Source organism: Bradyrhizobium sp. SRL28 (assembly GCF_018596315.1).
GTDB lineage: Bacteria > Pseudomonadota > Alphaproteobacteria > Rhizobiales > Xanthobacteraceae > Bradyrhizobium.
This window is the reverse complement of the sequence record NZ_JAHEAG010000020.1, coordinates 44,358-66,563: the sequence shown is the minus strand read 5'-3', so window position 1 is coordinate 66,563 and position 22,206 is coordinate 44,358. Positions and strand designations below refer to the sequence as shown.

General features: G+C 62.7%; 18 protein-coding genes, 2 tRNA genes and 1 pseudogene. 12 read left to right on the top strand and 9 right to left on the bottom strand.

Going from position 1 to position 22,206, the window contains the following annotated elements; translation table 11 throughout:
• The first annotated feature begins 207 nt into the window (after positions 1–207).
• Positions 208–894, top strand: a complete 687-nt coding sequence (locus tag KIP88_RS29555) for a hypothetical protein (RefSeq protein ID WP_249791108.1) — start codon at positions 208–210, stop codon at positions 892–894.
• 162 nt (positions 895–1,056) lie between these two features.
• Here the strand turns inward: KIP88_RS29555 and KIP88_RS29550 are convergent.
• The 7 genes from KIP88_RS29550 to KIP88_RS29520 all read right to left on the bottom strand — a co-directional run bounded on the left by KIP88_RS29550 (position 1,057) and on the right by KIP88_RS29520 (position 8,755).
• Positions 1,057–1,133 (bottom strand) — tRNA-Val (locus tag KIP88_RS29550).
• Between the two features lie 70 nt (positions 1,134–1,203).
• Positions 1,204–1,605, bottom strand: coding sequence for a GFA family protein (locus tag KIP88_RS29545; protein ID WP_214491631.1), 402 nt, complete (start codon positions 1,603–1,605; stop codon positions 1,204–1,206).
• Between the two features lie 131 nt (positions 1,606–1,736).
• Complete coding sequence (lon, locus tag KIP88_RS29540) at positions 1,737–4,163, bottom strand: endopeptidase La (protein ID WP_214491629.1); 2,427 nt, start codon at positions 4,161–4,163, stop codon at positions 1,737–1,739.
• A 313-nt stretch (positions 4,164–4,476) separates the two neighbouring features.
• The gene (gene clpX / locus KIP88_RS29535) at positions 4,477–5,751 is read right to left on the bottom strand and encodes an ATP-dependent Clp protease ATP-binding subunit ClpX (protein ID WP_027537232.1); all 1,275 of its coding nucleotides are present in this window, start codon (positions 5,749–5,751) and stop codon (positions 4,477–4,479) included.
• Between the two features lie 445 nt (positions 5,752–6,196).
• Positions 6,197–6,832 carry an ATP-dependent Clp protease proteolytic subunit gene (locus KIP88_RS29530; RefSeq protein WP_214491628.1) on the bottom strand — a complete coding sequence of 212 codons (636 nt, stop codon included), beginning with the start codon at positions 6,830–6,832 and terminating at the stop codon, positions 6,197–6,199.
• 314 nt (positions 6,833–7,146) lie between these two features.
• Positions 7,147–8,505 carry a trigger factor gene (tig, locus tag KIP88_RS29525; protein ID WP_214491627.1) on the bottom strand — a complete coding sequence of 453 codons (1,359 nt, stop codon included), beginning with the start codon at positions 8,503–8,505 and terminating at the stop codon, positions 7,147–7,149.
• Between the two features lie 165 nt (positions 8,506–8,670).
• Positions 8,671–8,755: transfer RNA gene (locus KIP88_RS29520), tRNA-Leu, on the bottom strand.
• 194 nt (positions 8,756–8,949) lie between these two features.
• On the opposite strand from KIP88_RS29520, the gene KIP88_RS29515 reads away from it, so the two are divergent.
• The gene (locus KIP88_RS29515; RefSeq protein ID WP_249791107.1) at positions 8,950–10,221 is read left to right on the top strand and encodes a multicopper oxidase family protein; all 1,272 of its coding nucleotides are present in this window, start codon (positions 8,950–8,952) and stop codon (positions 10,219–10,221) included.
• A gap of 10 nt (positions 10,222–10,231) precedes the next feature.
• Complete coding sequence (locus tag KIP88_RS29510; RefSeq protein WP_214491622.1) at positions 10,232–11,317, top strand: enolase C-terminal domain-like protein; 1,086 nt, start codon at positions 10,232–10,234, stop codon at positions 11,315–11,317.
• Between the two features lie 546 nt (positions 11,318–11,863).
• Here the strand turns inward: KIP88_RS29510 and KIP88_RS29505 are convergent.
• Both KIP88_RS29505 and KIP88_RS29500 read right to left on the bottom strand, forming a co-directional pair.
• Positions 11,864–13,363, bottom strand: coding sequence for an NAD(P)H-hydrate dehydratase (locus tag KIP88_RS29505; protein ID WP_214491621.1), 1,500 nt, complete (start codon positions 13,361–13,363; stop codon positions 11,864–11,866).
• A 116-nt stretch (positions 13,364–13,479) separates the two neighbouring features.
• Positions 13,480–13,689 (bottom strand): hypothetical protein, encoded by a 210-nt coding sequence (locus tag KIP88_RS29500; protein ID WP_214491620.1) that lies wholly within the window; start codon positions 13,687–13,689, stop codon positions 13,480–13,482.
• Between the two features lie 40 nt (positions 13,690–13,729).
• On the opposite strand from KIP88_RS29500, the gene KIP88_RS29495 reads away from it, so the two are divergent.
• The 9 genes and pseudogenes from KIP88_RS29495 (at position 13,730) to KIP88_RS29455 (ending at position 22,200) form a co-directional block, all read left to right on the top strand.
• The gene (locus KIP88_RS29495) at positions 13,730–14,068 is read left to right on the top strand and encodes a P-II family nitrogen regulator (protein ID WP_011441447.1); all 339 of its coding nucleotides are present in this window, start codon (positions 13,730–13,732) and stop codon (positions 14,066–14,068) included.
• A gap of 147 nt (positions 14,069–14,215) precedes the next feature.
• The gene (glnA, locus tag KIP88_RS29490) at positions 14,216–15,625 is read left to right on the top strand and encodes a type I glutamate--ammonia ligase (RefSeq protein WP_214491619.1); all 1,410 of its coding nucleotides are present in this window, start codon (positions 14,216–14,218) and stop codon (positions 15,623–15,625) included.
• Between the two features lie 224 nt (positions 15,626–15,849).
• Positions 15,850–16,374: a DUF992 domain-containing protein gene (locus KIP88_RS29485; RefSeq protein WP_249791106.1), complete on the top strand. Its 525-nt coding sequence runs from the start codon at positions 15,850–15,852 to the stop codon at positions 16,372–16,374.
• A 27-nt stretch (positions 16,375–16,401) separates the two neighbouring features.
• Positions 16,402–16,553, top strand: a pseudogene (gene glnA, locus KIP88_RS29480) (glutamine synthetase); the annotation flags it as partial.
• Positions 16,554–16,623: 70 nt separating this feature from the next.
• Entirely contained in the window at positions 16,624–17,580 is a 957-nt protein-coding gene (locus tag KIP88_RS29475; RefSeq protein WP_214491618.1) for a hypothetical protein, read from the top strand.
• Between the two features lie 308 nt (positions 17,581–17,888).
• Positions 17,889–18,800 carry a LysR family transcriptional regulator gene (locus KIP88_RS29470; RefSeq protein ID WP_214491617.1) on the top strand — a complete coding sequence of 304 codons (912 nt, stop codon included), beginning with the start codon at positions 17,889–17,891 and terminating at the stop codon, positions 18,798–18,800.
• Between the two features lie 156 nt (positions 18,801–18,956).
• Positions 18,957–20,111, top strand: coding sequence for an ABC transporter substrate-binding protein (locus KIP88_RS29465; protein ID WP_214491616.1), 1,155 nt, complete (start codon positions 18,957–18,959; stop codon positions 20,109–20,111).
• A gap of 98 nt (positions 20,112–20,209) precedes the next feature.
• Positions 20,210–21,256, top strand: a complete 1,047-nt coding sequence (locus KIP88_RS29460; RefSeq protein ID WP_214491615.1) for an ABC transporter ATP-binding protein — start codon at positions 20,210–20,212, stop codon at positions 21,254–21,256.
• Complete coding sequence (locus KIP88_RS29455) at positions 21,253–22,200, top strand: ABC transporter permease (protein WP_214491614.1); 948 nt, start codon at positions 21,253–21,255, stop codon at positions 22,198–22,200. Before KIP88_RS29460 ends, KIP88_RS29455 begins: the two co-directional genes overlap by 4 nt.
• The last annotated feature ends 6 nt before the right edge of the window (positions 22,201–22,206 follow it).

Here is a 22,206-nt window from a genome sequence, read left to right as displayed (position 1 = left end):
CAGAGAGCATCCGCGCGCCGCCGGCGCCGATCACATAGCAAGCGCAACCGGCAGCAGCCTGCAGTTCATGCCAGACGACTGGGGCGTAACGCGGAATTAATCTCATCAGCCTATTATCCCAAGCAGTTCTAGTTGGGTGCCGCGTAAAGGAGCCGTCGCGACGGACCATCCGGCGACGGCTCTTTTTTGTTCACTCAGTTGAGGTTTATGCACGTGACCACGACATCGGAAAAGCAGAGCCAAACCGAACAACCTGAATCTCCGGCACCGAGCAAGAAATCTAGCCGGAAATCGATCCTGGCGTTTGCGGTATTCGCTCTTGGAATAAACACTGCTGCGGCTATCCACACGATGTCGCCTTCCGGCTTTGCTCTGCCGAATATCGGCGATTTTGCTCTGCCTGATATCAGCAGCTTGGCCGAACTGCTTCCGCACCAGAAAGCTTCCGATCCATTACCGGATCCGGCTGTCGCCACATTGAAGGATATTCAGTCGGCCCAGCAGCAATATGTTGCCGCGCTGCAAGCGAATAACCTCTTATTGCAGCAAAACACAGATATTGTTCGGCAGGATTCAATTGCGCTTGCTTCCCTAAGACAGAGCGTCGTGGATGAGCAAGTCGGTGTGAAGAAGATATCCGCTCAGATAGCGGATGAGCATGAAGACGTGAAAAAGATCTCTGCGAAGATCTCCACGCTCATAGCGAAGGTCGACTCGCTGCAAAATGCAATAGCCCCGGAAGTGACTTCCTCCATTTCAGTAAGGCGCGCTCAAAACCGACTATCCCGAGCAATGCGCAAAAAGATGGCCCGGCAGTCTACCCCTGTGGGACCAATTTCGCTTGGAGGAGCCCCGCTAAGTCTTCCGGCGACCACGCCAGTCCCACAAAGCTGAAGAACAAAAGAACAATAGTGCGGGGGGCTTCGGTCCCGCGCCTGGACAGCCCGCCTACGCTCTTCGACCTTCGGCGAGAAGCCTTCGCCCTGCGCGCAGCGCATCCGCGGGCACTACCGCCGCGAAGGCTGGCTTGCCGAGCCGAAGCCCGCAGGGGAAGGCTGGTAGGCGGCGACAGATTCGAACTGCCGACCCTCTCGGTGTAAACGAGATGCTCTAACCAGCTGAGCTAGCCGCCCTTGAGCCGCCTGTTTAGCCCTGCGGCCCCCTTTGATGCAAGGGTCGGATACGTCAGCATGTACGGAAACCCTAGTCGCCCGGCCGTCCCGGCAAATCCCTGATATCGTTGATCCATGTCGCGGCGGACCGGCACCAGATCTGGCGCGCCGGCCTGAGCCGATCGCGCTGGCTTATGCTGCCCCAGCGGATGCCCCAGTCGTCCGGTCCGCCGTCGCCGCTGGTGAACAGCGGGGAACCACACCCCTCGCAAAAATGCTGGAAGCGCGTGCGGCCATTGTCGCCGGTCTTCGCATAAATCTTCGCCGGCGCGCCCGTCATGCGAACCTGTTCTTCGGAGCAGATCACCGTGACCCGGTACGGTGAGCCCGTCAGGTTCTGGCAATCGGTGCAGTGGCAGATCGATACTTTCGCGGGATCAATCTCGGCCCGATAGGTCACCCGCCCGCAATGGCATTGCCCGTCGATTTCCATCCCCTTCAACTCCGCCTGTCCAATGGGGTCCGGTCCGCACAAACAAAAACGGCGCCCGGAGGCGCCGTTTTATCATTTAAAGCTGGGTCGATCAGTAGTGACTGATCGGGATCAGTGGTGACTGATCGGGATCAGTGGGCCGTCAGCCCACCGGCCGCCTCATCGGCGCCGTCAGGCTTTACCGGCACCTTGGTGTCCTCTTCCCAGACGATCGGCACCGGTGGGCGGACCAGCGCCTTGGCGGTAACGTCGTCGAGCCGGGCCACCGGGATGATGTCCATGCCGCCCTTGATCGCATCGGAAATCTCCGTGAGATCCTTGGCGTTGTCCTCGGGGATCAGCACCGTCTTGATGCCGCCGCGGGCGGCCGCCAACAGCTTCTCCTTCAGACCACCGATCGGCAGCACGCGACCACGCAGCGTGATTTCGCCGGTCATCGCGACATCGTGGCGAACCGGAATCCCGGTCATGACCGAGATGATGGCGGTCGCCATCGCCACACCCGCCGACGGTCCGTCCTTCGGGGTTGCCCCCTCCGGCACGTGGACGTGGATGTCGCGCTTGTCGAACAGCGGCGGCTCGATGCCGTAGTTGATCGCCCGCGAGCGGACATAAGACGCCGCCGCCGAGATCGACTCCTTCATCACGTCGCGCAGATTGCCCGTGACCGTCATCTTGCCCTTGCCGGGCATCATGACGCCTTCGATGGTCAGCAACTCGCCGCCGACATCGGTCCAGGCCAGGCCCGTGACGATACCGACCTGCGGCTCGCTTTCGATCTCGCCGTAGCGATACTTCGGCACGCCGAGGAACTCTTCGAGAGTCTTCTCGGTGACCTTGACCGACTTCTTCTTGGAGATCATCAGCTCCTTCACCGCCTTGCGGGCGAGTGTGGAGAGCTCACGCTCCAGGTTACGCACGCCCGCTTCGCGGGTGTAGCGGCGGATCATCAGCAACAAGGCGTCATCGTCGATCGACCATTCCTTGGAATCGAGACCATGCTTGGCGATGGCGTTGGGGATCAGGTGCTTGCGCGCGATCTCGACCTTCTCGTTCTCGGTGTAGCCGGCGATCCGGATGATCTCCATGCGGTCCATCAGCGGACCTGGAATATTCAGCGTATTCGCGGTCGTGATGAACATGACGTTCGACAGATCGTAGTCGACCTCCAGATAGTGGTCGGCAAACGTGCCGTTCTGCTCGGGGTCCAGAACCTCAAGCAGCGCCGACGACGGATCGCCGCGGAAATCGGCGCCCATCTTGTCGATCTCGTCGAGCAGGAACAGCGGATTCGAGCTCTTCGCCTTGCGCATCGACTGGATGATCTTGCCGGGCATCGAGCCGATATAGGTGCGGCGATGACCACGGATCTCGGCTTCATCGCGCACGCCGCCGAGCGACACGCGCACGAATTCGCGTCCCGTCGCCTTCGCGATCGACTTGCCGAGCGAGGTCTTGCCGACGCCGGGAGGCCCGACCAGGCACAGGATCGGTCCGGTCAGCTTGTTGGCGCGCGACTGCACCGCGAGATACTCGACGATGCGGTCCTTGACCTTCTCGAGCCCGTAGTGATCGTTGTCGAGCACGGCCTGCGCCGCCTCGAGGTCCTTCTTGACCTTGGACTTCTTGTTCCACGGGATCGACAGCAGCCAGTCGAGATAGTTGCGCACGACGGTTGCTTCCGCGGACATCGGCGACATCTGGCGCAGCTTCTTCAACTCGTGCTGCGCCTTCTCCCGCGCTTCCTTGGAAAGCTTGGTCTTGGCAATCTTCTCCTCCAGATCGGCCAGCTCGTCGCGACCTTCGTCGTCGCCGAGCTCCTTCTGGATCGCCTTCATCTGCTCGTTCAGATAATATTCGCGCTGGGTCTTCTCCATCTGGCGCTTGACGCGCGAGCGGATGCGCTTCTCGACCTGCAGCACCGAGATCTCGCTCTCCATCAGGCCCAGCACCTTCTCCAGGCGCTGCGTGACGGACAACGTCTCCAGGATGCCCTGGCGATCGGCGATCTTGACGGCCAGATGCTGCGCGACCTGATCGCTCAGCTTGGCGAAATCAGTGATCGCCTGAACCACGCCGACGACTTCGGCGGAGATCTTCTTGTTCAGCTTCACATAGCTTTCGAAGTCGGACACGACCGAACGCGCCAGAGCTTCGGCTTCAACCGAATTGGCGTCGGTGTCGGCGAGCGCAATCGCGGTCGCCTCGTAATATTCGGTGCGGTCGGAATATTTCTGCACGCGCGCGCGCTCGAGCCCTTCGACCAGCACCTTCACGGTGCCGTCGGGAAGCTTCAGGAGCTGCAGCACGCTGGCGAGCGTACCGACCTCATAGATCGAATCCGGGCTTGGATCATCGTCGGACGCGTTCTTCTGCGTCGCAAGCAGGATCAGCGCGTCGTTCTTCATCACCTCTTCGAGGGCGCGGATCGATTTCTCGCGGCCGACGAACAGCGGCACGATCATGTGCGGAAAAACGACAATGTCGCGGAGCGGCAGCACCGGATACGAGTGGCTTTCGCCGAGAATGATGGTTGGCCGGGTTTTTGGGGTCGTCATGGCCTTATCCTTTTGTTTTGCCCCCTTGCACGCAGTCCGCTTCGCTTGCGCAACCGCCACAAGGTGCCGGGAGATCCGGGTCACTCGGCCGCCTTCGCTGCCGCCTCTCACCGGATGATTTTGCGACGAATCTCGAATGTGATTTCCGCCACCACTGGCATTAGGTGGCTATCGGGTATGGGGGTGTCAAGTCACGGAAAAATGCCCACAAATTGGGGCTAAACACGCGCGAAACGCTGACGCAACAGCGGCCGCCGGAACGTCCGGCAGCCGTCCTTATCAGGGTAGTCCAGGCGAGGTATATCGAGCGCGATCAGGCGCTGGCGCTGCTCTCGACGGCCCGGTCCGAACGGTCCGCATAGATGTAGAGCGGACGGGCGGTTCCCTCGACCACTTCGCGCGAGATCACGACCTCTTCGACGCCTTCCAGACCCGGCAGATCGAACATGGTCTCGAGCAAGATGCTTTCGAGGATCGAACGCAATCCGCGCGCGCCGGTCTTGCGCTCGATCGCCTTGCGGGCGACCGCGCCAAGCGCCTCGTCGGCGAAGGTGAGTTCGATGTTTTCCATTTCGAACAGCCGCTGGTATTGCTTCACCAGCGCGTTCTTCGGATCGGTCAGGATCTTCTTCAGCGAGGCTTCGTCGAGATCCTCCAGCGTCGCGACCACAGGAAGGCGGCCGACGAATTCCGGGATCAGGCCGTACTTCAGGAGGTCTTCCGGCTCGACATGGCGGAAGATTTCACCGGTGCGGCGGTCTTCGGGCGCCAGAACCTGGGCGGCGAAACCGATCGAGGTCGAACGTCCGCGCGCGGAGATGATCTTCTCAAGGCCTGAGAAGGCGCCGCCGCAGATGAACAGGATGTTTGTCGTGTCGACCTGCAGGAACTCCTGCTGCGGATGCTTGCGGCCGCCCTGCGGAGGCACGGAGGCAACCGTGCCTTCCATGATCTTCAACAGCGCCTGCTGCACGCCCTCGCCCGACACGTCGCGGGTGATCGACGGGTTGTCGGACTTGCGGCTGATCTTGTCGATTTCGTCGATATAGACGATGCCGCGCTGTGCGCGCTCGACATTATAGTCGGCCGACTGCAACAGCTTCAGGATGATGTTCTCGACGTCCTCGCCGACGTAGCCGGCTTCGGTCAGCGTCGTCGCATCCGCCATCGTGAACGGCACGTCGAGAATGCGCGCCAGCGTCTGCGCCAGCAGCGTCTTGCCCGAGCCGGTCGGACCGATCAGCAGGATGTTCGACTTCGCGAGTTCGACGTCGTTGTGCTTGGTCTGGTGATTGAGCCGCTTGTAGTGGTTGTGAACGGCGACCGAGAGCACCTTCTTGGCATGGCTCTGGCCGATCACGTAATCGTCCAGCACCTTGCAGATCTCCTTCGGCGTCGGAATGCCGTCGCGCGACTTCACGAGCGAGGACTTGTTCTCCTCGCGGATGATGTCCATGCAGAGTTCAACGCACTCGTCGCAGATGAATACGGTTGGACCCGCGATAAGTTTGCGGACTTCGTGCTGGCTCTTTCCACAGAACGAGCAATACAGCGTGTTCTTGGAGTCGCTCGTGCCAACCTTGCTCATTCTTGTCTCCGTCCGCCGTTCGATCCGTTACCCGATCGACCCATTCCGGCACTCACACCGGACCTCAAGGTAGATAGAGCAAATTCCGTACCAGAAAAGACCTTAACTCAATTACGCACCGTGCGAATCACGGTTTCTCGAATCCCCCGCGATCTTAACCAGCCCACACAGCCAACCATGCTGACACCCGACTATCAAGATTTCGCTAATCGGGGCCGGAATGGCTACCCGTGACAATACCGTGATTTGTGGCATTCGCACGGGGAGAAGTTGACGAAATCGACCGAGCGTTGCGCAACTGCCACGCAGCAAAACCGGGACGAAAGCGGAACTTTCGACCTATACCAGGGTATAGGCACGCGGCTTTCGGCCATATTTGCCGGTTCAACCAACCGTTAAGGTCAACGCGGGGTGTCGCTATCCGTCACCTTACGGGGTTTTCACCTTACGCGATTTTCGTCGGCATCGCCTCTTCGGGGCGCTTGTCGATCACCTTGTCGACGATGCCGAAGTCGCGGGCCATATCGGCGGTCAGGAATTTGTCGCGCTCGAGCGCGTCCTCGATCGCCTTGTAGGTCTGGCCGGTGTGCTTCACGTAGATTTCGTTGAGGCGCTTCTTGAGATTCAGGATCTCCTGCGCATGCAGCATGATGTCGGTGGCCTGGCCCTGGAAGCCGCCCGAAGGCTGATGCACCATGATGCGCGAATTGGGCAGCGAGAAGCGCATGTCCTTTGCGCCGGCCGCGAGCAACAGCGAGCCCATCGAGGCCGCCTGCCCGGTGCACAGCGTCGATACCGGCGGACGGATGAATTGCATCGTGTCGTAGATCGCAAGCCCCGATGTCACCACGCCGCCCGGCGAGTTGATGTACATCGAAATTTCCTTCTTGGGATTTTCCGCCTCGAGGAACAGGAGCTGCGCGACGGTCAGCGTCGACATGCCGTCTTCGACCGGACCGGTCACGAAGATGATGCGCTCTTTCAGAAGCCGCGAGAAAATGTCGTAGGCGCGTTCGCCGCGGTTGGTCTGCTCGACCACCATGGGCACGAGGTTCATGTAGGTTTCAACGGGATCGCGCATTAGTCACCCCAAGGGTTAGTAGAGGGTTGGTCGGGTTAGGTAGAAAACAGCGGGGGCGAACATCCATCGGCAAGGCAGGCCAATCGCCAGGATTGCCGCGCGCGGACGAACGTCCCGTGATGCAGGACTTCAACTCAGAACTCGCGGGTAAGCGAGCCGCTCACAGATATGAGCCAATTTCCCGGCGACAAGGCCGGGCCATTGCGAGCCGAACCCGACGAGTTCAAGCTGATTCGCAGGCGATCTCATAGCGACGGATGCCGTCGCCACGCCGCTTTTGCCGTTCATCATTAACGCTGGCCTGACCAAATCGGTCAGGCTGCGCTCTTTTCGTCGTCGTCCTTGAACAGGTCCTCGCGCGAGACCTTCTTCTCGGTCACGTTGGCGAGTTCGAGGATGAAATCGACCACCTTGTCTTCATAAATCGGCGCACGAAGCTGGGCCAGCGCATTGGCATTGTTGCGATAGTAGTCCCAGACTTCCTTCTCGCGGCCGGGCATCGAACGCGCCCGCTCGATCACCGCGCGGCTGACCTCGTCATCGGTCACGGTGATCTTGTTCTTCTCGCCGATCTCCGACAGCACCAGCCCAAGCCGGACCCGGCGGTCGGCGATCTTCTTGTACTCTTCCTGGGCCGCCTCTTCGGTGGTGTCCTCGTCGGCAAAGGTCTTGCCGGAGGACTCCATCTCGGCCTTGATCGAGTTCCACATCAGGTTGAACTCTTCCGCGATCAGCGACGGCGGCGCCTCGAATTTGTGGCTGTCGTCGAGACGGTCGAGCAGCGCGCGCTTGACGCGCTGGCGTGTCGCACCGGCGAATTCGGCGACCAGACGTTCGCGCGCGGCCTCCTTCAGCTTGTCGAGCGATTCCAGGCCGAGCGTTTTGGCGAACTCGTCGTCGATCTTGGTCTCGCCCGGGGCTTCGATCAGGGTCGCGGTGGTCTCGAACTCGGCCGGCTGGCCGGCGAGCTTCTCGCTGGCGTAGTTCTTCGGGAATGACACTTTCAGCGTACGGGTTTCGCCCGTCCCGATACCGACGAGCTGTTCCTCAAACCCCGGAATGAACTGTCCGGCGCCGATCACGACCGCGATGCCCTCGCCGGTGCCGCCGTCGAACAATTCGCCGTTGATGCTGCCCTTGAAGCTGATCGTAACGCGATCGCCGGTTTCGGCCTTGGCGCCGTCGGCCTTCGCCGCGTAGGGCCTGTTCTGGTCGGCGATGCGCTTGATCGCTTCATCGACCTCGGCATCGGTCACTTCGACCACGGGCTTCTCCACCGAGAACGTCTTGAAATCGGCGAGCTGGATTGTCGGCACCACCTCGATCGCGACCGTGTAGGTCAGATCGGTCTTGCCGGCGAGCAGCTCCTCGACCTCGGCCTGCTCGGTCGGCATGGTGATCTTCGGCTCGGTCGCGAGACGGAAACCGCGGTCGGTGAAGATCTGCGTGTTGGTGTCGCGGATGGTCTGGTCGATGGTCTCGGCCATGACAGAGCGGCCGTACACCTTCTTCAAATGGCTCACCGGCACCTTGCCGGGACGGAAGCCATTGAGCTTCACCTTGTCCTTGAGGTCGACCAGCTTGGCGTCCGCCTTGGCATCGAGATCCGATGCGGGAACGCTGACCTTGAACTCGTGCTTCAATCCCTCGGCGAGGGTTTCGGTGACCTGCATGGTGTCAATCTTCTTCCGCTTGCGCCGGGCCAGAGCGGCCCGGCAGTGTCAAATGTTCGAGGCGTAGCCTTGCAGCCTGCGCCGGTGGTTCGGCGGACCTTGGCCTCCCCCAACGGGGAAGCAGGCCCTCCAGTATTCGTCATGCAAACGCTTGGATAGAGCGCTTGGTGCGGGCGGAGGGACTCGAACCCCCACAACTTTCGTCACTGGAACCTAAATCCAGCGCGTCTACCAGTTCCGCCACGCCCGCGTGAAAAGCATCCATACCCGGCCGCGATGCCGCGGGCGGCGGGCTTATAACATGAGCCTACACCTCCGCAGCAAAAAAATGGCCCTTTTTGACACCACCGGGGCAAGGCGTCACAGCTAGGACAGATACAACAAAAAATGGTCCGCATTGGTCCGATGGCAAGCCCCAAATTTCCGCTGGATCGACGCGAACTGATGGCCGGGTTGGGCGCGGCCGCCCTCACCCCGATATGGCCCGTCGCGGGGCGAACCCAGGCCCGATCCGCGCTGGCGCTGCAAGCCAAAGCCGACAGCGTCGTCCTCCGCCCGAACGCCCCGGCCACGCCGATCTGGTCGCTGCAAGGGCCCGAACTTCGCTTCAAGCGTGGTGAGACCCTCGATATCACCTTCGGCAACGAACTCCCGGTGCCGGCCGTCCTCAGTTGGCGCGGAATCGATGGCGTCCCGGCGGCCGAACCGCTGACGGCACGCCCTCCGCTCGCCGGCGGCGGCAAGGAAGCCTTGCAACTGCCGCTGCGCCACGCCGGGACCTTCCTGTGCGAACTCAACCTGCTCGGAGACGGACAACCGCGAGCGTCGCAGGCACGGGCGCTGATCGTCCAGGAAAGCGAAGCAGTCGCCGTCGACCGCGACGAGGTTCTCCTGATCGAGGACTGGCGGGTCAAGCCGGATGGAACCGCGATGGCACCGGCTGCGGACCCCGGGGACGCCGTACCAGTCCATACGATTAACGGCCAGACTTCGCTCGATCTCTCAGGGCGGACCAACGAACGGATCAGGCTCCGCATCATCAGCGGCTGTCAACGCTCTGTTATTGCTGTGAAACTGGAGGGGCTCGATGTCCGCGTGATGGCCATCGACAGCCAATCCTCCGAGCCGTTCCACGCCCGCAACGGCGCCCTGGTGCTGGCGCCCGGCGGCCGGGTCGACGCCTTTATCGATGTGACCACGCCGACGGGCACCGAGACGCCGATCCTTCTGCACGATGGCAAGGAAGCCCGCCCGATCGGAAAAGTCCGCGTCTCCAGCGAGCCGCCGATTCGCCCGACCCCGCTCGCGCTAGCCCCGCCGTTGCCCTCCAACGGCCTCCCCGAGCGGATCGAGCTCAAGGGCGCCGCCCGGGTCGATCTCGCGCTCGGCGGTCCCCAGGGCGATTGGGTGACTCCAGCCAAATTTGTCGCCACCGCCCCGCCCGCCTTCCGCGTCAAGGGCGACCGCACCGTGGTGCTGGCCCTGACCAACCGCGCCGCGATCGCCACCGTCTTCCACCTGCACGGCCACCATTTCCGGCTGCTGGACCGACTCGACGATGGCTGGAAGCCGTTCTGGCTGGATACGCTGGCGATCGAGCCCGGCCAGACCCAGCGCATCGCCTTCCGGGCCGAACATGCCGGCCGCTACCTGATCGAATCCGTCACCACCGATTGGGCGGCGCCGCGGCTGGTGCGGTGGTACGCTGTCGAGTGAGGAGCACACCATGAGCAAACCGGTTCCCGCCATCCGCAGCGTCAAGGCGCGAGGTCTCGTCGTGCCGCTCGCGCGTCCCCTGAGGAACGCCTTTGGCGTGTTCGAGGTCGCGCCGCTGGTCCTGATCGATGTCGAGACCGATCAGGGCGTTAGCGGCCATTCCTACATCTTCGCCTACGCCCGGATGACGGTGAAGCCGCTGGTTCACCTGATCGAGGAGATCGGGCGCGAACTCACCGGCCGGCCGATCGCGCCCTACGACCTGATGGCGGCGATGGACGCCAAATTCCGCCTGCTCGGCTGGCAGGGCCTCGTCGGCATGGCGGTATCAGGCCTCGACATGGCCTATTGGGACGCGCTCGGACAGATCGCAGGCCAGCCAGTGGCGGAGATGCTCGGCGGCTCGGCGCGGCCAATCAAGGCCTACGACAGCTACGGCGTGGTCGATCCCGTCGCCGACGAAAAGGCGCTGCGCCGCTCGCTCGAACAGGGATTTCGCGGCATCAAGATCAAGGTCGGCGACGGCGATGCCGCCAACGACGAACGGATGGTCAAGGGCGTGCGCGCCCTCATCGGCCCTGATGTCGCACTGATGATCGACTTCAACCAGTCGCTCGATCCCGCTGAAGCGTCGCGCCGTATCGCCCGCCTCGCCCCCTACGATTTGCACTGGATCGAAGAACCCGTGCCGCAGGAAAATCTGTCGGGACACGCAAAAGTGCGCGAGACATCACCGACGCCGATTCAGGCCGGCGAAAACTGGTGGTTTCCGCGCGGCTTTGCGGAGGCGATCGAAGCCGGCGCCAGCGATTTCATCATGCCCGATCTGATGAAGTGCGGCGGTGTCACGGGCTGGCTGCAGGTCGCAGCCCAAGCGGAAGCCGCCAACATTCCGATGTCGAGCCATCTGTTTGCGGAGGCCAGCGCCCATATGTTGGCGGTAACGCCGACGGCGCACTGGCTCGAATTCCTCGACTTCGCCAGCATCATCCTCGCCCACCCCGTCGAGATCGTCGATGGCACGGTGACGGCAAGAGGCCCCGGCCTTGGGCTGGAATGGAATGAGACGGCGGTGTCCAAACATCTGATGGCGTAGGATGGGTGGAGCGCAGCGATACCCATCAACTCCAGCACTGGTGACGAAGACGATGGGTATCGCTTCGCTCCACCCATCCTACGGAAATTAATTCTTGGCCACTGGCCAGCGAATACCCGAACCGGGACCCACAAACACGCCGGTCTTCATGCACTGGGCGGCCGCGGCATCGCAGCCGGCGGGGGTTGTCTTCAACCGCGTTGCATCACGCGCCCGACTGATCGATTCCTTGCACATCTGCGCGCCCCCGGAGCACGACGTGGGCTGTCCCTGGGCCCAAGCGGCCGAAGTGGTTAAGAGGATCACAGCAGCGACGAGGATTGTGCGCATGGCCATAGTTCCTTCAGGTTGCTACCGTTGGTCGGGCCGCGTGATCGTCCCGCCCGCATCGGCCGGGAACGCACGTTGCCACGAGCGCTTTTGATTGAACATCCACGCGCGGTGCAATCACTGGGTACCTCGGACGTCTACAGACCGGTCTGCCACAGCAAGGCGTAGGCTCGGTGAACGCGCGCCGAGGCGTTCGTGTCATCAAGTTCAAGCGGCCTAATACTCAATCCCGAACTCGTCATAGAGCCGGCGAAACACCGCGGGCAGCACTTCCGGCAAGTCTTCCGCGATCAGGCCCGGCCCCGCCTCGCGCGCGGCTTCGCCGTGCATCCAGACGCCGATGCACGCAGCCTCGAACGCCGGCACGCCCTGCGCCTGAAACGCTGCGATCATTCCCGCCAGCACGTCGCCCGCTCCCGCCGTCGCAAGCCAGGGCGGTGCATTCGCGGCGATGCTGGCGCGTCCATCCGGGGAGGCCACGACCGTATCCGGTCCCTTCAGCAGTACCACTGCGCCGCAACGTTCGGCGGCGTCGCGCACCCGCTCCAGTTTGGAGCGGCCGGGATGCTTGTTGCTGATGTCGCTGAACAGGCGCGGAAACTCGCCCTCATGCGGGGTCAGCACGACGTGGGCGTCCTCGCTCGCCTTGATCTGTTCAAACAACCGCTCGGGCGCTTCGGCAAAACTCGTCAGCGCGTCGGCGTCGAGCACGAGGCTGCGCTTTGTCGACAGTGCGGTGTGAACGAGATCGCGCGTGCGGTCGCCGACGCCGGCGCCCGGCCCGATCACGATGGAATTGAGCCGCCTGTCGTCAATCATCTCCGCGAATTCGACCACCGTATCGACGGCGCGCACCATGACCGCCGTCAGCGCCGCGGCGTTGACCGCCAGCGCGTCGCGCGGCGAGGCCACCGTGACGAGACCAGCCCCTGCCCGCAGCGCACCGCGCGCCGCGAGACGCGCCGCCCCGGTCGACGCCAGTTCGCCCGACAACACGACGGCGTGGCCGCGGGCGTATTTGTGGCCGTCGATGTCAGGCACGGGGAAGGATTTTTGCCAGCTCTGCGGAACGTTCTCTGATGTCTGCGGCCGGATCTCTTCGAGTACGCGGGGATCGATGCCGATATCGGCGACGCGGACACGGCCGCAGTGCTTGCGCCCCGGCATCAACAGATGCGCCGGCTTGCGGCGGAAGAACGTCACGGTTTCGATCGCGTTGATCGCAGCGCCCATCACCGCACCCGACGTACCGTTGATCCCGCTCGGCAGGTCGACGGCGAGCACCGGCGCGCCGTTGGCGTTGACCGCCTCGATCATCTCGAGCGGATCGCCTTTGACCGGACGATTGAGCCCGGCGCCGAACAGCGCATCGATGATCAGCGCCGGCTTGCCGATCGCCTGCGGGTTGAACGGCAGCACCGGGTACTTCCAGCCGCGTGCAGCGAGGGCCGCATCACCCTGCAGGCTGTCGCGCTCGCACAGCAGGATGACCGAGACGTCCCGGCCGCGCGCAGCCAGCTCGGCCGCCGCCACAAAACCGTCGCCGCCATTGTTGCCGCGGCCGGCGACCACCATGATCGGTCCCTCCTCGACGAGATCCATTGCGGCTTCGGCCACGGCCTGGCCCGCGCTCATCATCAGCGCGAAGCCGGGCGTGCCCGCGGTGATCGTCAACCGGTCGGCACGCTCCATCTCAGTCGTGGTCAAAACGTCCATGCCGAATCCTCGATCCGTCCGCCTTTTCTGGAGGCATATCGCCGTCGCTCCCTGCGCCTCGGCTGGCCTCGACTGCACACGAATTGATCTGTTTGCCTATTTTGTAATCTTCTCTATCATACAGCGTCCGGCACAACCTCTTCCACTCGCCTGTTAAAAGTCTGATAACGTTCCGAAATCAGCCGCATTAACAACTTGGCATAGACCCTGCTTTTGAGGAAGCCGGTTAGAAAACCGAGCTTATGATCGTCGCAGTTCGCGTCAATTATGAGCAAGCCGGCTTTGCCGGATGCAAGGATCAAACCAGACGGCGCCTCGCGCGACATCGAAACTATCTGCAATTTGGAATTGCCCGGGAGGCGCTCAGTGAAGAAGATTGAAGCCATCATCAAGCCTTTCAAGCTCGACGAGGTGAAAGAGGCGCTTCAGGAGGTCGGACTGCAGGGTATCACGGTCACCGAAGCCAAAGGTTTTGGCCGGCAGAAGGGACACGCCGAACTCTATCGCGGTGCGGAATACATCGTCGACTTCCTGCCCAAGGTGAAGATCGAGATCGTGATCGGCGATGACCTGGTCGAAAAAGCGATCGACGCAATCCGCCGCGCCGCCCAGACCGGGCGCATTGGCGACGGCAAGATCTTCGTCTCCAATATCGAGGAAGCGATCCGGATCAGAACCGGAGAATCCGGGCTGGACGCTATCTAAGCCCTCTGCTATCCGAATTTTGCGACTAAAAACCAAGAAAAGGGCTGCTTCGGCGGTCTGATTTCGTTCGCGATTTCTCACAAGATCGTTGCGGAATGTCGCTGTCGCAAGAATCCTGGAAACCGTCCGTAGCCAAAAGGGGTATTCATGAAGACCGCCAAAGACGTCCTGAAATCGATCAAGGACAACGACGTAAAATACGTCGATCTGCGCTTCACCGATCCGCGCGGCAAGTGGCAGCACGTGACCTTCGACGTCAGCATGATCGAAGAGGACACCTTTGCCGAAGGCCAGATGTTCGACGGCTCCTCGATCGCCGGCTGGAAGGCGATCAATGAATCCGACATGTGCCTGATGCCCGACCCGGTCACCGCGACGATCGACCCGTTCTTCGCCGAGACCACCATGGTCATCGTCTGCGACGTGCTGGAGCCGACCACGGGCGAACCCTACAACCGTGACCCCCGCGGCATCGCCAAGAAGGCCGAGGCGATGGTGAAATCGTCCGGCGTCGGCGACACCATATTCTTCGGACCGGAAGCCGAATTCTTCGTGTTCGACGACGTGCGCTACCAGACCACCCCCTACAACACCGGTTTCAAGCTCGACTCCTCGGAACTGCCGATCAATTCGGACACCGAGTATGAGGGCGGCAATCTCGGCCACCGCATCCGCACCAAGGCCGGCTACTTCCCCGTGCCGCCGCAGGACTCGGTGCAGGACATGCGCTCGGAAATGCTCGGCGCCATGGCCAAGATGGGCGTCAAGGTCGAAAAGCATCACCACGAGGTCGCTTCCGCCCAGCACGAGCTCGGCATGAAGTTCGACACCATGACGCTGATGGCCGACCAGATGCAGATCTACAAATACTGCATCCACCAAGTCGCCCACATCTACGGCAAGACAGCCACCTTCATGCCGAAGCCGGTCTACGGCGACAACGGCTCGGGCATGCACTGCCACCAGTCGATCTGGAAGGACGGCAAGCCGGTGTTCGCCGGCAACAAGTACGCCGACCTCTCGGAAATCTGCCTCCACTACATCGGCGGCATCATCAAGCACGCGAAAGCGATCAACGCCTTCACCAACCCGTCGACCAATTCCTACAAGCGCCTGGTCCCGGGCTATGAAGCCCCCGTGCTGCTCGCCTACTCCGCGCGCAACCGCTCGGCCTCCTGCCGCATTCCCTACACGGCAAACCCGAAGGCCAAGCGCGTCGAAGTCCGCTTCCCCGACCCGATGGCCAATCCCTATCTCGGCTTCGCCGCGATGCTGATGGCCGGCCTCGACGGCGTCAAGAACAAGATCGATCCGGGTCCTGCGATGGACAAGGACCTCTACGATCTGCCGAAGGAAGAGCTGAAGCAGATCCCGACGGTGTGCGGCAGCTTGCGCGAGGCGCTGGAAAACCTCGATAAGGACCGCGCGTTCCTCAAGAACGGCGGCGTGTTCGACGACGACTTCATCGACAGCTTCATCGAGCTGAAGATGACCGAAGTCGAGCGTTTTGAGATGACCCCGCACCCGGTCGAGTTCGAGATGTATTATTCGCAGTGATCCCGCGCGGCGTTCGCGCCGTCGGTATCTCCGCTCAACATGCGAAAGGCGCTCCTTGCGGGGCGCCTTTTGTTTTTGCGAGCAAAGTCAGGGCGTTTCGGTCGCCTGGTTGGAACACTGCCGAAAGCCGCCGCTAATTCCGCGCAAGTAGACTTGGAACCGGAACATCGCAATGTCGCTGCGCGTTAAGGGGTTCCATCAGAATGGTCGATGGAGGGACCCCCATGAACAAAGCAATGCTGAACAGAACTACGTTGAATAGCCTCGCAACCGCATGCGCCGCCTTGGCGCTCGCCCTCGCCGTGGCCCCGGCCACGGCTCAGGATCGGACAAGGGTCGGCACGCTTACCTGCAACATATCGCCCGGCGTCGGCCTCGTTGTCGGGGGGCAGCGGCAACTGAGCTGCATCTATGCGTCCGCGAGAGGCAGGGTGCGCGATGCTTATGAGGGCACCGTCAGCACACTTGGCCTCGACATCGGTGCCACGACGGGCGGCCGGATGGCCTGGGCGGTTTTTGCGCCGGCCACGTTGGGCCGGGGGGCATTGGCGGGAACTCATACGGGTGCGACCGCCGGCGGCACAGTCGGCGCCGGAGCAAGCGCCAACGTCCTCGTTGGAGGCCCGGACCGCAGGATCATCATGCAGCCGGCATCCGTGCAGGGACAGACGGGTGTGAATATTGCCGCAGGCGTATCCACACTGGAGCTGCGGCCGGCCACTGCGCCCGCACGTCGTATGGCCCAGTGACAACATCATCGCTGGTGAACTAGTGGAAATCTCGACAAGGGCCGCGCCTTCCTCAAGAACGGCGGCGTGTGTTCGACGACGACTTCATCGACAGCTTCGTCGAGCTGAAGATGACCGAAGTCGAGCGCTTCGAGATGACCCCGCACCCGGTCGAATTCGAGATGTATTATTCGCAGTGAGTGCCGGCGGCTTGCCGTCGAGGTTGCTGCTCCAAGACGCAAAAGGCGCTTCCGATGGAAGCGCCTTTTGATGGAACCGCCTTTTGTTTTTGTGGCGTTCATTTCCGCTCGTGCACAAAGCAATCCGGAGTTCCGCGTGATCTTGCGGTTCCCATATCCCAGTGAAACCAAGACTTCTCCTAAATCGTGGCGGCGATTGTCGCTTTTAGACCTCGCTGGTGGGGTATTGATGGATGCGATCAATAAGAGGCGCATCAACCAAATGGCGACAAACGATGGTTTTCAGCCGGATCGTTCTCCTCTCTTTCTCTCCGGGCATGCGGAAGAAACCGAGCAACCGGATATCGGGAAGGCTTGGAACATAGCGACCATCTCGTCGCGAATTCTCAAGACGAGCATTGTGGCTGTAACGGTGATAGCGATCGGCATCGCTATTCTATCGATCGGAAATCCGGTTGCGCTCGTTGCGAACGTGACGGATTGGTGGGTCGACAAACCGGTGCTTCAGCCTGACGCCGATCCGTCGACGTCAACGATTCAATCAGTCGCCAGCACTCATCAATCGATCGCCAGCCCTCAGGATTTGCCGCCGACCACAGCGGATGCGCCGACGCGCGACGAAATTGCTGCGGCTGTTGAACCTGCCGATCAGAGGCAAGCCGAGCAGAGTCAAGCCGAGGTCAACCAGCCAATCACTGAAGCCTTGTTCAAGCAATTCCAGGCCTGGGCAGCAGAGCAAGAGACACGGGCACAAGTCGAGCCCGCACAACCCGTGCAAGCCGCCCCTGTAAAGGTGGCGCAAGATGCCCCAGCGCAGGTCCGGCCCGTGAAAAAGCACCGACGGGTCCAGTCCGTGCGAAATGCACGAGCAGAGATCCGGTCCCAGCGAAATCATCGAGCAAGGGTCCGGGAAGAGCAAGACGCACGGGCACAGGCCCCGCCCGTAGCCGACCCCCGAGCGCAGGACCCCTATGTGCAAAATGCCCAGCCACCGTCGCTCCTGCAAAGCCTCGGTTTGCGCAATTAGGTCTAAGGGGAAGCGACGCTCTCCAAGACCCCAAGGGTCGCACGGCACCGCAAACCTGTCCCCGCTTGATCCTTGAATAGCTCCGCATCAACAGGACCGCGGTCCGCACATAATCTTTCGAACCTAGCGGTCGGCGGACCCGGCACAACAGCGAAAGGGCGTTCTGGGATCGGACGGCCCGATATCGAAGGCGACGGGCCAACCAGGAAGAAGTTCAAAGCTATCCGATCGACTGCTTCCACATCGGCGTTCCGCCTAGCGTCTTCATGCTGTATCATCGGTCCATCCGACACCTCCCGGTTTCGTCGATGGCCTTTTCGCTGCGCCAGCTCCAGTATTTCGTTGCGGTCGCGGAAAACGGCTCGGTGTCCTCTGCGTCGCATATCCTTTGCATCTCTCAATCGACCGTCACGGAAGCGCTGCGCGAGTTGGAGCTCGATCTCGGCTTCCGGCTGCTCGACCGCCACGCCCGCGGCGCCGATCTCACGCTGAAGGGCCAGTATTTCCTGCGCCACGCGCGGAAAATCCTCGCCGATGTCGCCGATGCCCGCCGTGCGCTGGGCGATGGCGAGGCGATGGCGCTGTCAGGGCGGCTCTCGGTCGGTGTCACGCCACTGGTCGCCAGCTATGTCTATTCCGACCTGCTTGCCCGCTTCCGTCGCGCCTTCCCGAATGTCGCGGTCGAGGCGGTCGAGGACGCGGCGGACTATCTGGAGCATCTGCTGGTCGGAGGCGAACTAGATGTCGCCGTCATTGTGCTGCCGCCCGGCCGCCGCCCTTCGGCGCTGCATACCGAGCCGGTCGAGGTCTCGCCCTATCGCATCTGGCTGCCGCTTGGCCATCCGGCGAGCGCGGACGAGCGCGTCAGCCTGCGTGATCTCGCCGGCGAACCCCACGTGCTGCTGACCGTCGACGAGATCGCCGAAGCCTCGGAAATCATTTGGCGCCGGCTTGGCATCCGCCCGCCGGTCGCCTTCCGCACCCGCTCCGTCGAGGCGGTGCGCGGCCTCGTCGCGACCGGATGTGGCGTCGCCGTGCTGCCGGACCTCACCTATCGCCCGTGGTCGCTGGAAGGCGACAAGATCGAGGCCCGCGCGCTGGTGGAAGAACTGCCGGCCATCGAGGTCGTGACGGCCTGGCGGCGCGGCTCACCGCTCTCGCCTGCAGCCGCCGGCTTCCTCTCGATATCAGCGACACGACATGGCGGGCGGACGCGGTGAACGCCCCCTCTCCGCCCCTGGGATAACGATCTGCCATCTGCCCATCGGTTTTTCCGATTCCTCGCTTCTCATCTTTGGTGTGGCGCGACTGCCGCCGTAGCGTCAGACTTCGCGTCAAAGGGCTGCTACCTGCCCTGTAGAACGGAGGGAACTGTCATGCGCGTCCAACATCTGCTGGCGCTCGTCACCTGTGGTTCGCTCAGCTTCCAGCCGGCGTTCGCCGCCGAGAAGACCTCCATCGATAAAGGCGAAGGCTCGGTCGATATCGTCGCCTGGCCGGGCTACATCGAGCGCGGCGACACAAAAAAGGACTTTGACTGGGTCACGGATTTCGAGAAGAAGACCGGCTGCAAAGTCAATGTGAAGACCGCCGGCACTTCGGACGAGATGGTCGCGTTGATGAACGAGGGCGGCTTCGATCTCGTCACCGCCTCTGGCGACGCCTCGCTGCGCCTCATCGCCGGCAAAAAGGTCGCGCCCATCAACACCAAGCTGATCAAGAGCTGGAACAGCATCGATCCGCGCCTTCAGAAAGCGCCCTGGCACACGGTGAACGGCGAGCATTACGGCGTGCCCTATCAGTGGGGCTCCAACGTGCTGATGTACCGCAGCGACGTGTTCAAGGAAGCGCCGAACAGCTGGGCCGTCGTGTTCCAGGAAACGACGCTGCCGGACGGCAAGTCGAACAAGGGCCGCGTGCAGGCCTTCGACGGCCCGATCTACATCGCCGACGCCGCGCTGTATCTGATGACGCACAAGCCAGAGCTCGGCATCAAGGACCCCTACGAGCTGACCGAGGCCCAGTACAAGGCGGCGCTCGAACTGCTGCGTGGCCAGCGCAAGATTGTGCAGCGCTATTGGCACGATCCCATGGTGCAGATCGACGACTTCACCAACGAGGGGGTGGTCGCCTCTTCCTCGTGGCCGTTCCAGGTCAATCTCCTGAACAGTCAGAAGAAGCCGGTTGCCTCGACCGTTCCCAAGGAGGGCGCCACCGGCTGGGCCGACACCACCATGATGCATGTCGACGCAAAGCATCCGAACTGCGCGTACATGTGGATGGAGCATTCGATCGACCCGAAGGTGCAGGGCGACTTGGCGGCGTGGTTCGGCTCAGTGCCGTCGGTTCTTGCGGCGTGCAAAGGAAACGCGCTCCTGACGGACGACGGCTGCAAGACCAACGGCGCCGGGAATTTCGAGAAGATCCACTTCTGGCGCACCCCGGTCGCCAAATGTTCGACGCAAAGCGCGGGGTGTGTGCCCTATTATCGCTGGGTGTCGGACTACATAGCGGTGCTGGGCGGAAGGTAGGCTCGCGCAAGCGCGAGCTACAGACTGCGCTGCCCAAGCGCGGCGATGCTGGAATCTAGTGGAGTCAAGCCCGAGCAGGAGGCGCATTTAAACCGTCCATGCACGCCAACATCGACACCGCTCTGGAAATCCCTGCCGTCCGCTTCGCGGGCGTGGCGCGGCACTTCGGGGCGGTGAAGGCGGTGGACGGCGTCGACCTCTCCATCCTGCCGGGCGAGTTCTTCGCCATGCTCGGCCCCTCCGGCTCCGGCAAGACGACGTGCCTGCGCCTCATCGCCGGCTTCGAGCAGCCGGACGCCGGCCATATCGAAATCTTCGGCGAGAAGGTCGAAGGCCTGCCGCCTTACCGGCGCGCGGTGAATACCGTGTTCCAGGACTACGCGCTGTTCCCGCATCTTTCGGTCGGCGACAATGTCGCCTACGGCTTGCGCGTCCGCGGCGTCGGCCGTGCCGAGCGTGACAAGCAGGCCCGCGAGGCCCTGGCAATGGTGAAGCTCACCGGCATGGAGAGCCGCCGCCCGGCACAGCTCTCCGGCGGTCAGCGCCAGCGTGTTGCACTCGCCCGCGCCCTCATCGTGCGTCCCAAGGTGCTGTTGCTCGATGAGCCGCTCGGTGCGCTGGACCTCAAGCTGCGCGAAGAGATGCAGCTCGAGCTGAAGGGCCTGCAACGCACGCTCGGCCTCAGCTTCGTCTTCGTCACCCACGATCAGGGCGAAGCCCTATCGATGGCCGACCGCGTCGCGGTGTTCAACGAAGGCCGCATCGTGCAGGTCGGCCCGCCGGAAGAGGTCTATGAGCGCCCGCGCACTCGTTTCGTCGCGAACTTCGTAGGCTCGGCCAACGTGCTGAGCGCCGCAGAGGCGCAAGCGCTTGGTGCCCCGGCCCGTCCGTCGAGCCTGCGGCCGGAGAAGATCGCCCTGATGTCGGCGGGTGCCTCGGCTCCGACAGGAGCGGTCGTGCTCGACGCCGTCATCGTCGACGTCTCATACCAGGGCCCAGTGCGCCGCATCACCGCCCGCACGCCCGCCGGCCTCGTGCTGGTCGCAGCCGTGCCGGCGGGACAGGCCGGGGAGATCAAGCGCGGCGGGCCGGTGAGATTCGCAGTGCGGTCTGACGCCCTTCAGCCGATGGAGAGCGAGGAATGATCCCTGCCATCCTCGACACCCCCGCGCCTCACGAGCGCACGCTCCGCCGCCTCTCGGACCTGCTGGTCCGCCGGCATAACCTGCTGGTCCTCATCCTCCTCGTGCCGCCGCTGCTCTGGCTCGGCATGGTCTATCTCGGCAGCCTGTTTGTCTTCCTCGCCCAGTCGATCTTCTCCATCGACGAGTTTTCCGGCACCATTGTGCGCGAGCCGACGCTCGCGACGCTGGCGGAGCTCTTCAGGCCGGCCAATTTCGACATATTGATGCGCACGGTCAGCATCGCTGCCGCCGTCACGGTGCTCTGCGCCATCATCGGCTTTCCCATGGCCTATTACGCCGCGCGCTATGCCGGGCCGCGCGCCAAGGCGGCGTTCTACCTCGCGGTGATGATGCCACTGTGGTCGAGCTATCTGGTCAAGATCTACGGCTGGAAACTGCTGCTGGCGAAGGAAGGCGCCATAGGCTGGATCGCCGGGCGCCTTGGCCTTGGGCCGGCGCTGGAGGCGTGGCTGGCGCTCCCCCTTGTCGGCGGGCCTTCGCTCTCGGTCAGCTACACCGGCATGGTCCTGGTGTTCACCTATCTCTGGCTGCCCTTCATGATCCTGCCGATGCACGCGGCGCTCGAGCGCGTGCCCAGCAGCCTGATCGAGGCGGCGGGCGATCTCGGCGCCAGTCCCGGCCGGACGTTCCGCACCATCATCTTGCCGCTGGCATTGCCCGGCGTGGTGGCGGGCGCGATCTTCACCTTCTCGCTCACGCTCGGCGACTACATCGTGCCGCAGATCATCGGCACCTCCGCGCTGGTGCTGGGGCAGGCGGTCTACACGCTGCAGGGCACGGCCGGAAACATCCCGCTGTCGGCGGCCTTCTCGCTGGTGCCGATCCTGGTGATGGCGCTGTTCCTGACGCTTGCGAAGAAAATGGGGGCGTTCGATGCGCTGTGAAATTTT

Coding starts and splice junctions, on each gene's coding strand:
- KIP88_RS29555 (WP_249791108.1), top strand. CDS start 208: ATGCACGTGACCACGACATCGGAAAAGCAGAGCCAAACCGAACAACCT.
- KIP88_RS29455 (WP_214491614.1), top strand. CDS start 21,253: ATGATCCCTGCCATCCTCGACACCCCCGCGCCTCACGAGCGCACGCTC.
- KIP88_RS29505 (WP_214491621.1), bottom strand. CDS start 13,363: ATGGACGTTTTGACCACGACTGAGATGGAGCGTGCCGACCGGTTGACG.
- KIP88_RS29530 (WP_214491628.1), bottom strand. CDS start 6,832: ATGCGCGATCCCGTTGAAACCTACATGAACCTCGTGCCCATGGTGGTC.
- glnA (WP_214491619.1), top strand. CDS start 14,216: ATGAAGACCGCCAAAGACGTCCTGAAATCGATCAAGGACAACGACGTA.
- KIP88_RS29475 (WP_214491618.1), top strand. CDS start 16,624: ATGGAACCGCCTTTTGTTTTTGTGGCGTTCATTTCCGCTCGTGCACAA.
- KIP88_RS29470 (WP_214491617.1), top strand. CDS start 17,889: ATGGCCTTTTCGCTGCGCCAGCTCCAGTATTTCGTTGCGGTCGCGGAA.
- KIP88_RS29460 (WP_214491615.1), top strand. CDS start 20,210: ATGCACGCCAACATCGACACCGCTCTGGAAATCCCTGCCGTCCGCTTC.
- KIP88_RS29485 (WP_249791106.1), top strand. CDS start 15,850: ATGAACAAAGCAATGCTGAACAGAACTACGTTGAATAGCCTCGCAACC.
- tig (WP_214491627.1), bottom strand. CDS start 8,505: ATGCAGGTCACCGAAACCCTCGCCGAGGGATTGAAGCACGAGTTCAAG.
- KIP88_RS29545 (WP_214491631.1), bottom strand. CDS start 1,605: ATGGAAATCGACGGGCAATGCCATTGCGGGCGGGTGACCTATCGGGCC.
- clpX (WP_027537232.1), bottom strand. CDS start 5,751: ATGAGCAAGGTTGGCACGAGCGACTCCAAGAACACGCTGTATTGCTCG.
- KIP88_RS29515 (WP_249791107.1), top strand. CDS start 8,950: ATGGCCGGGTTGGGCGCGGCCGCCCTCACCCCGATATGGCCCGTCGCG.
- KIP88_RS29500 (WP_214491620.1), bottom strand. CDS start 13,689: ATGTCGCGCGAGGCGCCGTCTGGTTTGATCCTTGCATCCGGCAAAGCC.
- KIP88_RS29465 (WP_214491616.1), top strand. CDS start 18,957: ATGCGCGTCCAACATCTGCTGGCGCTCGTCACCTGTGGTTCGCTCAGC.
- KIP88_RS29510 (WP_214491622.1), top strand. CDS start 10,232: ATGAGCAAACCGGTTCCCGCCATCCGCAGCGTCAAGGCGCGAGGTCTC.
- lon (WP_214491629.1), bottom strand. CDS start 4,163: ATGACGACCCCAAAAACCCGGCCAACCATCATTCTCGGCGAAAGCCAC.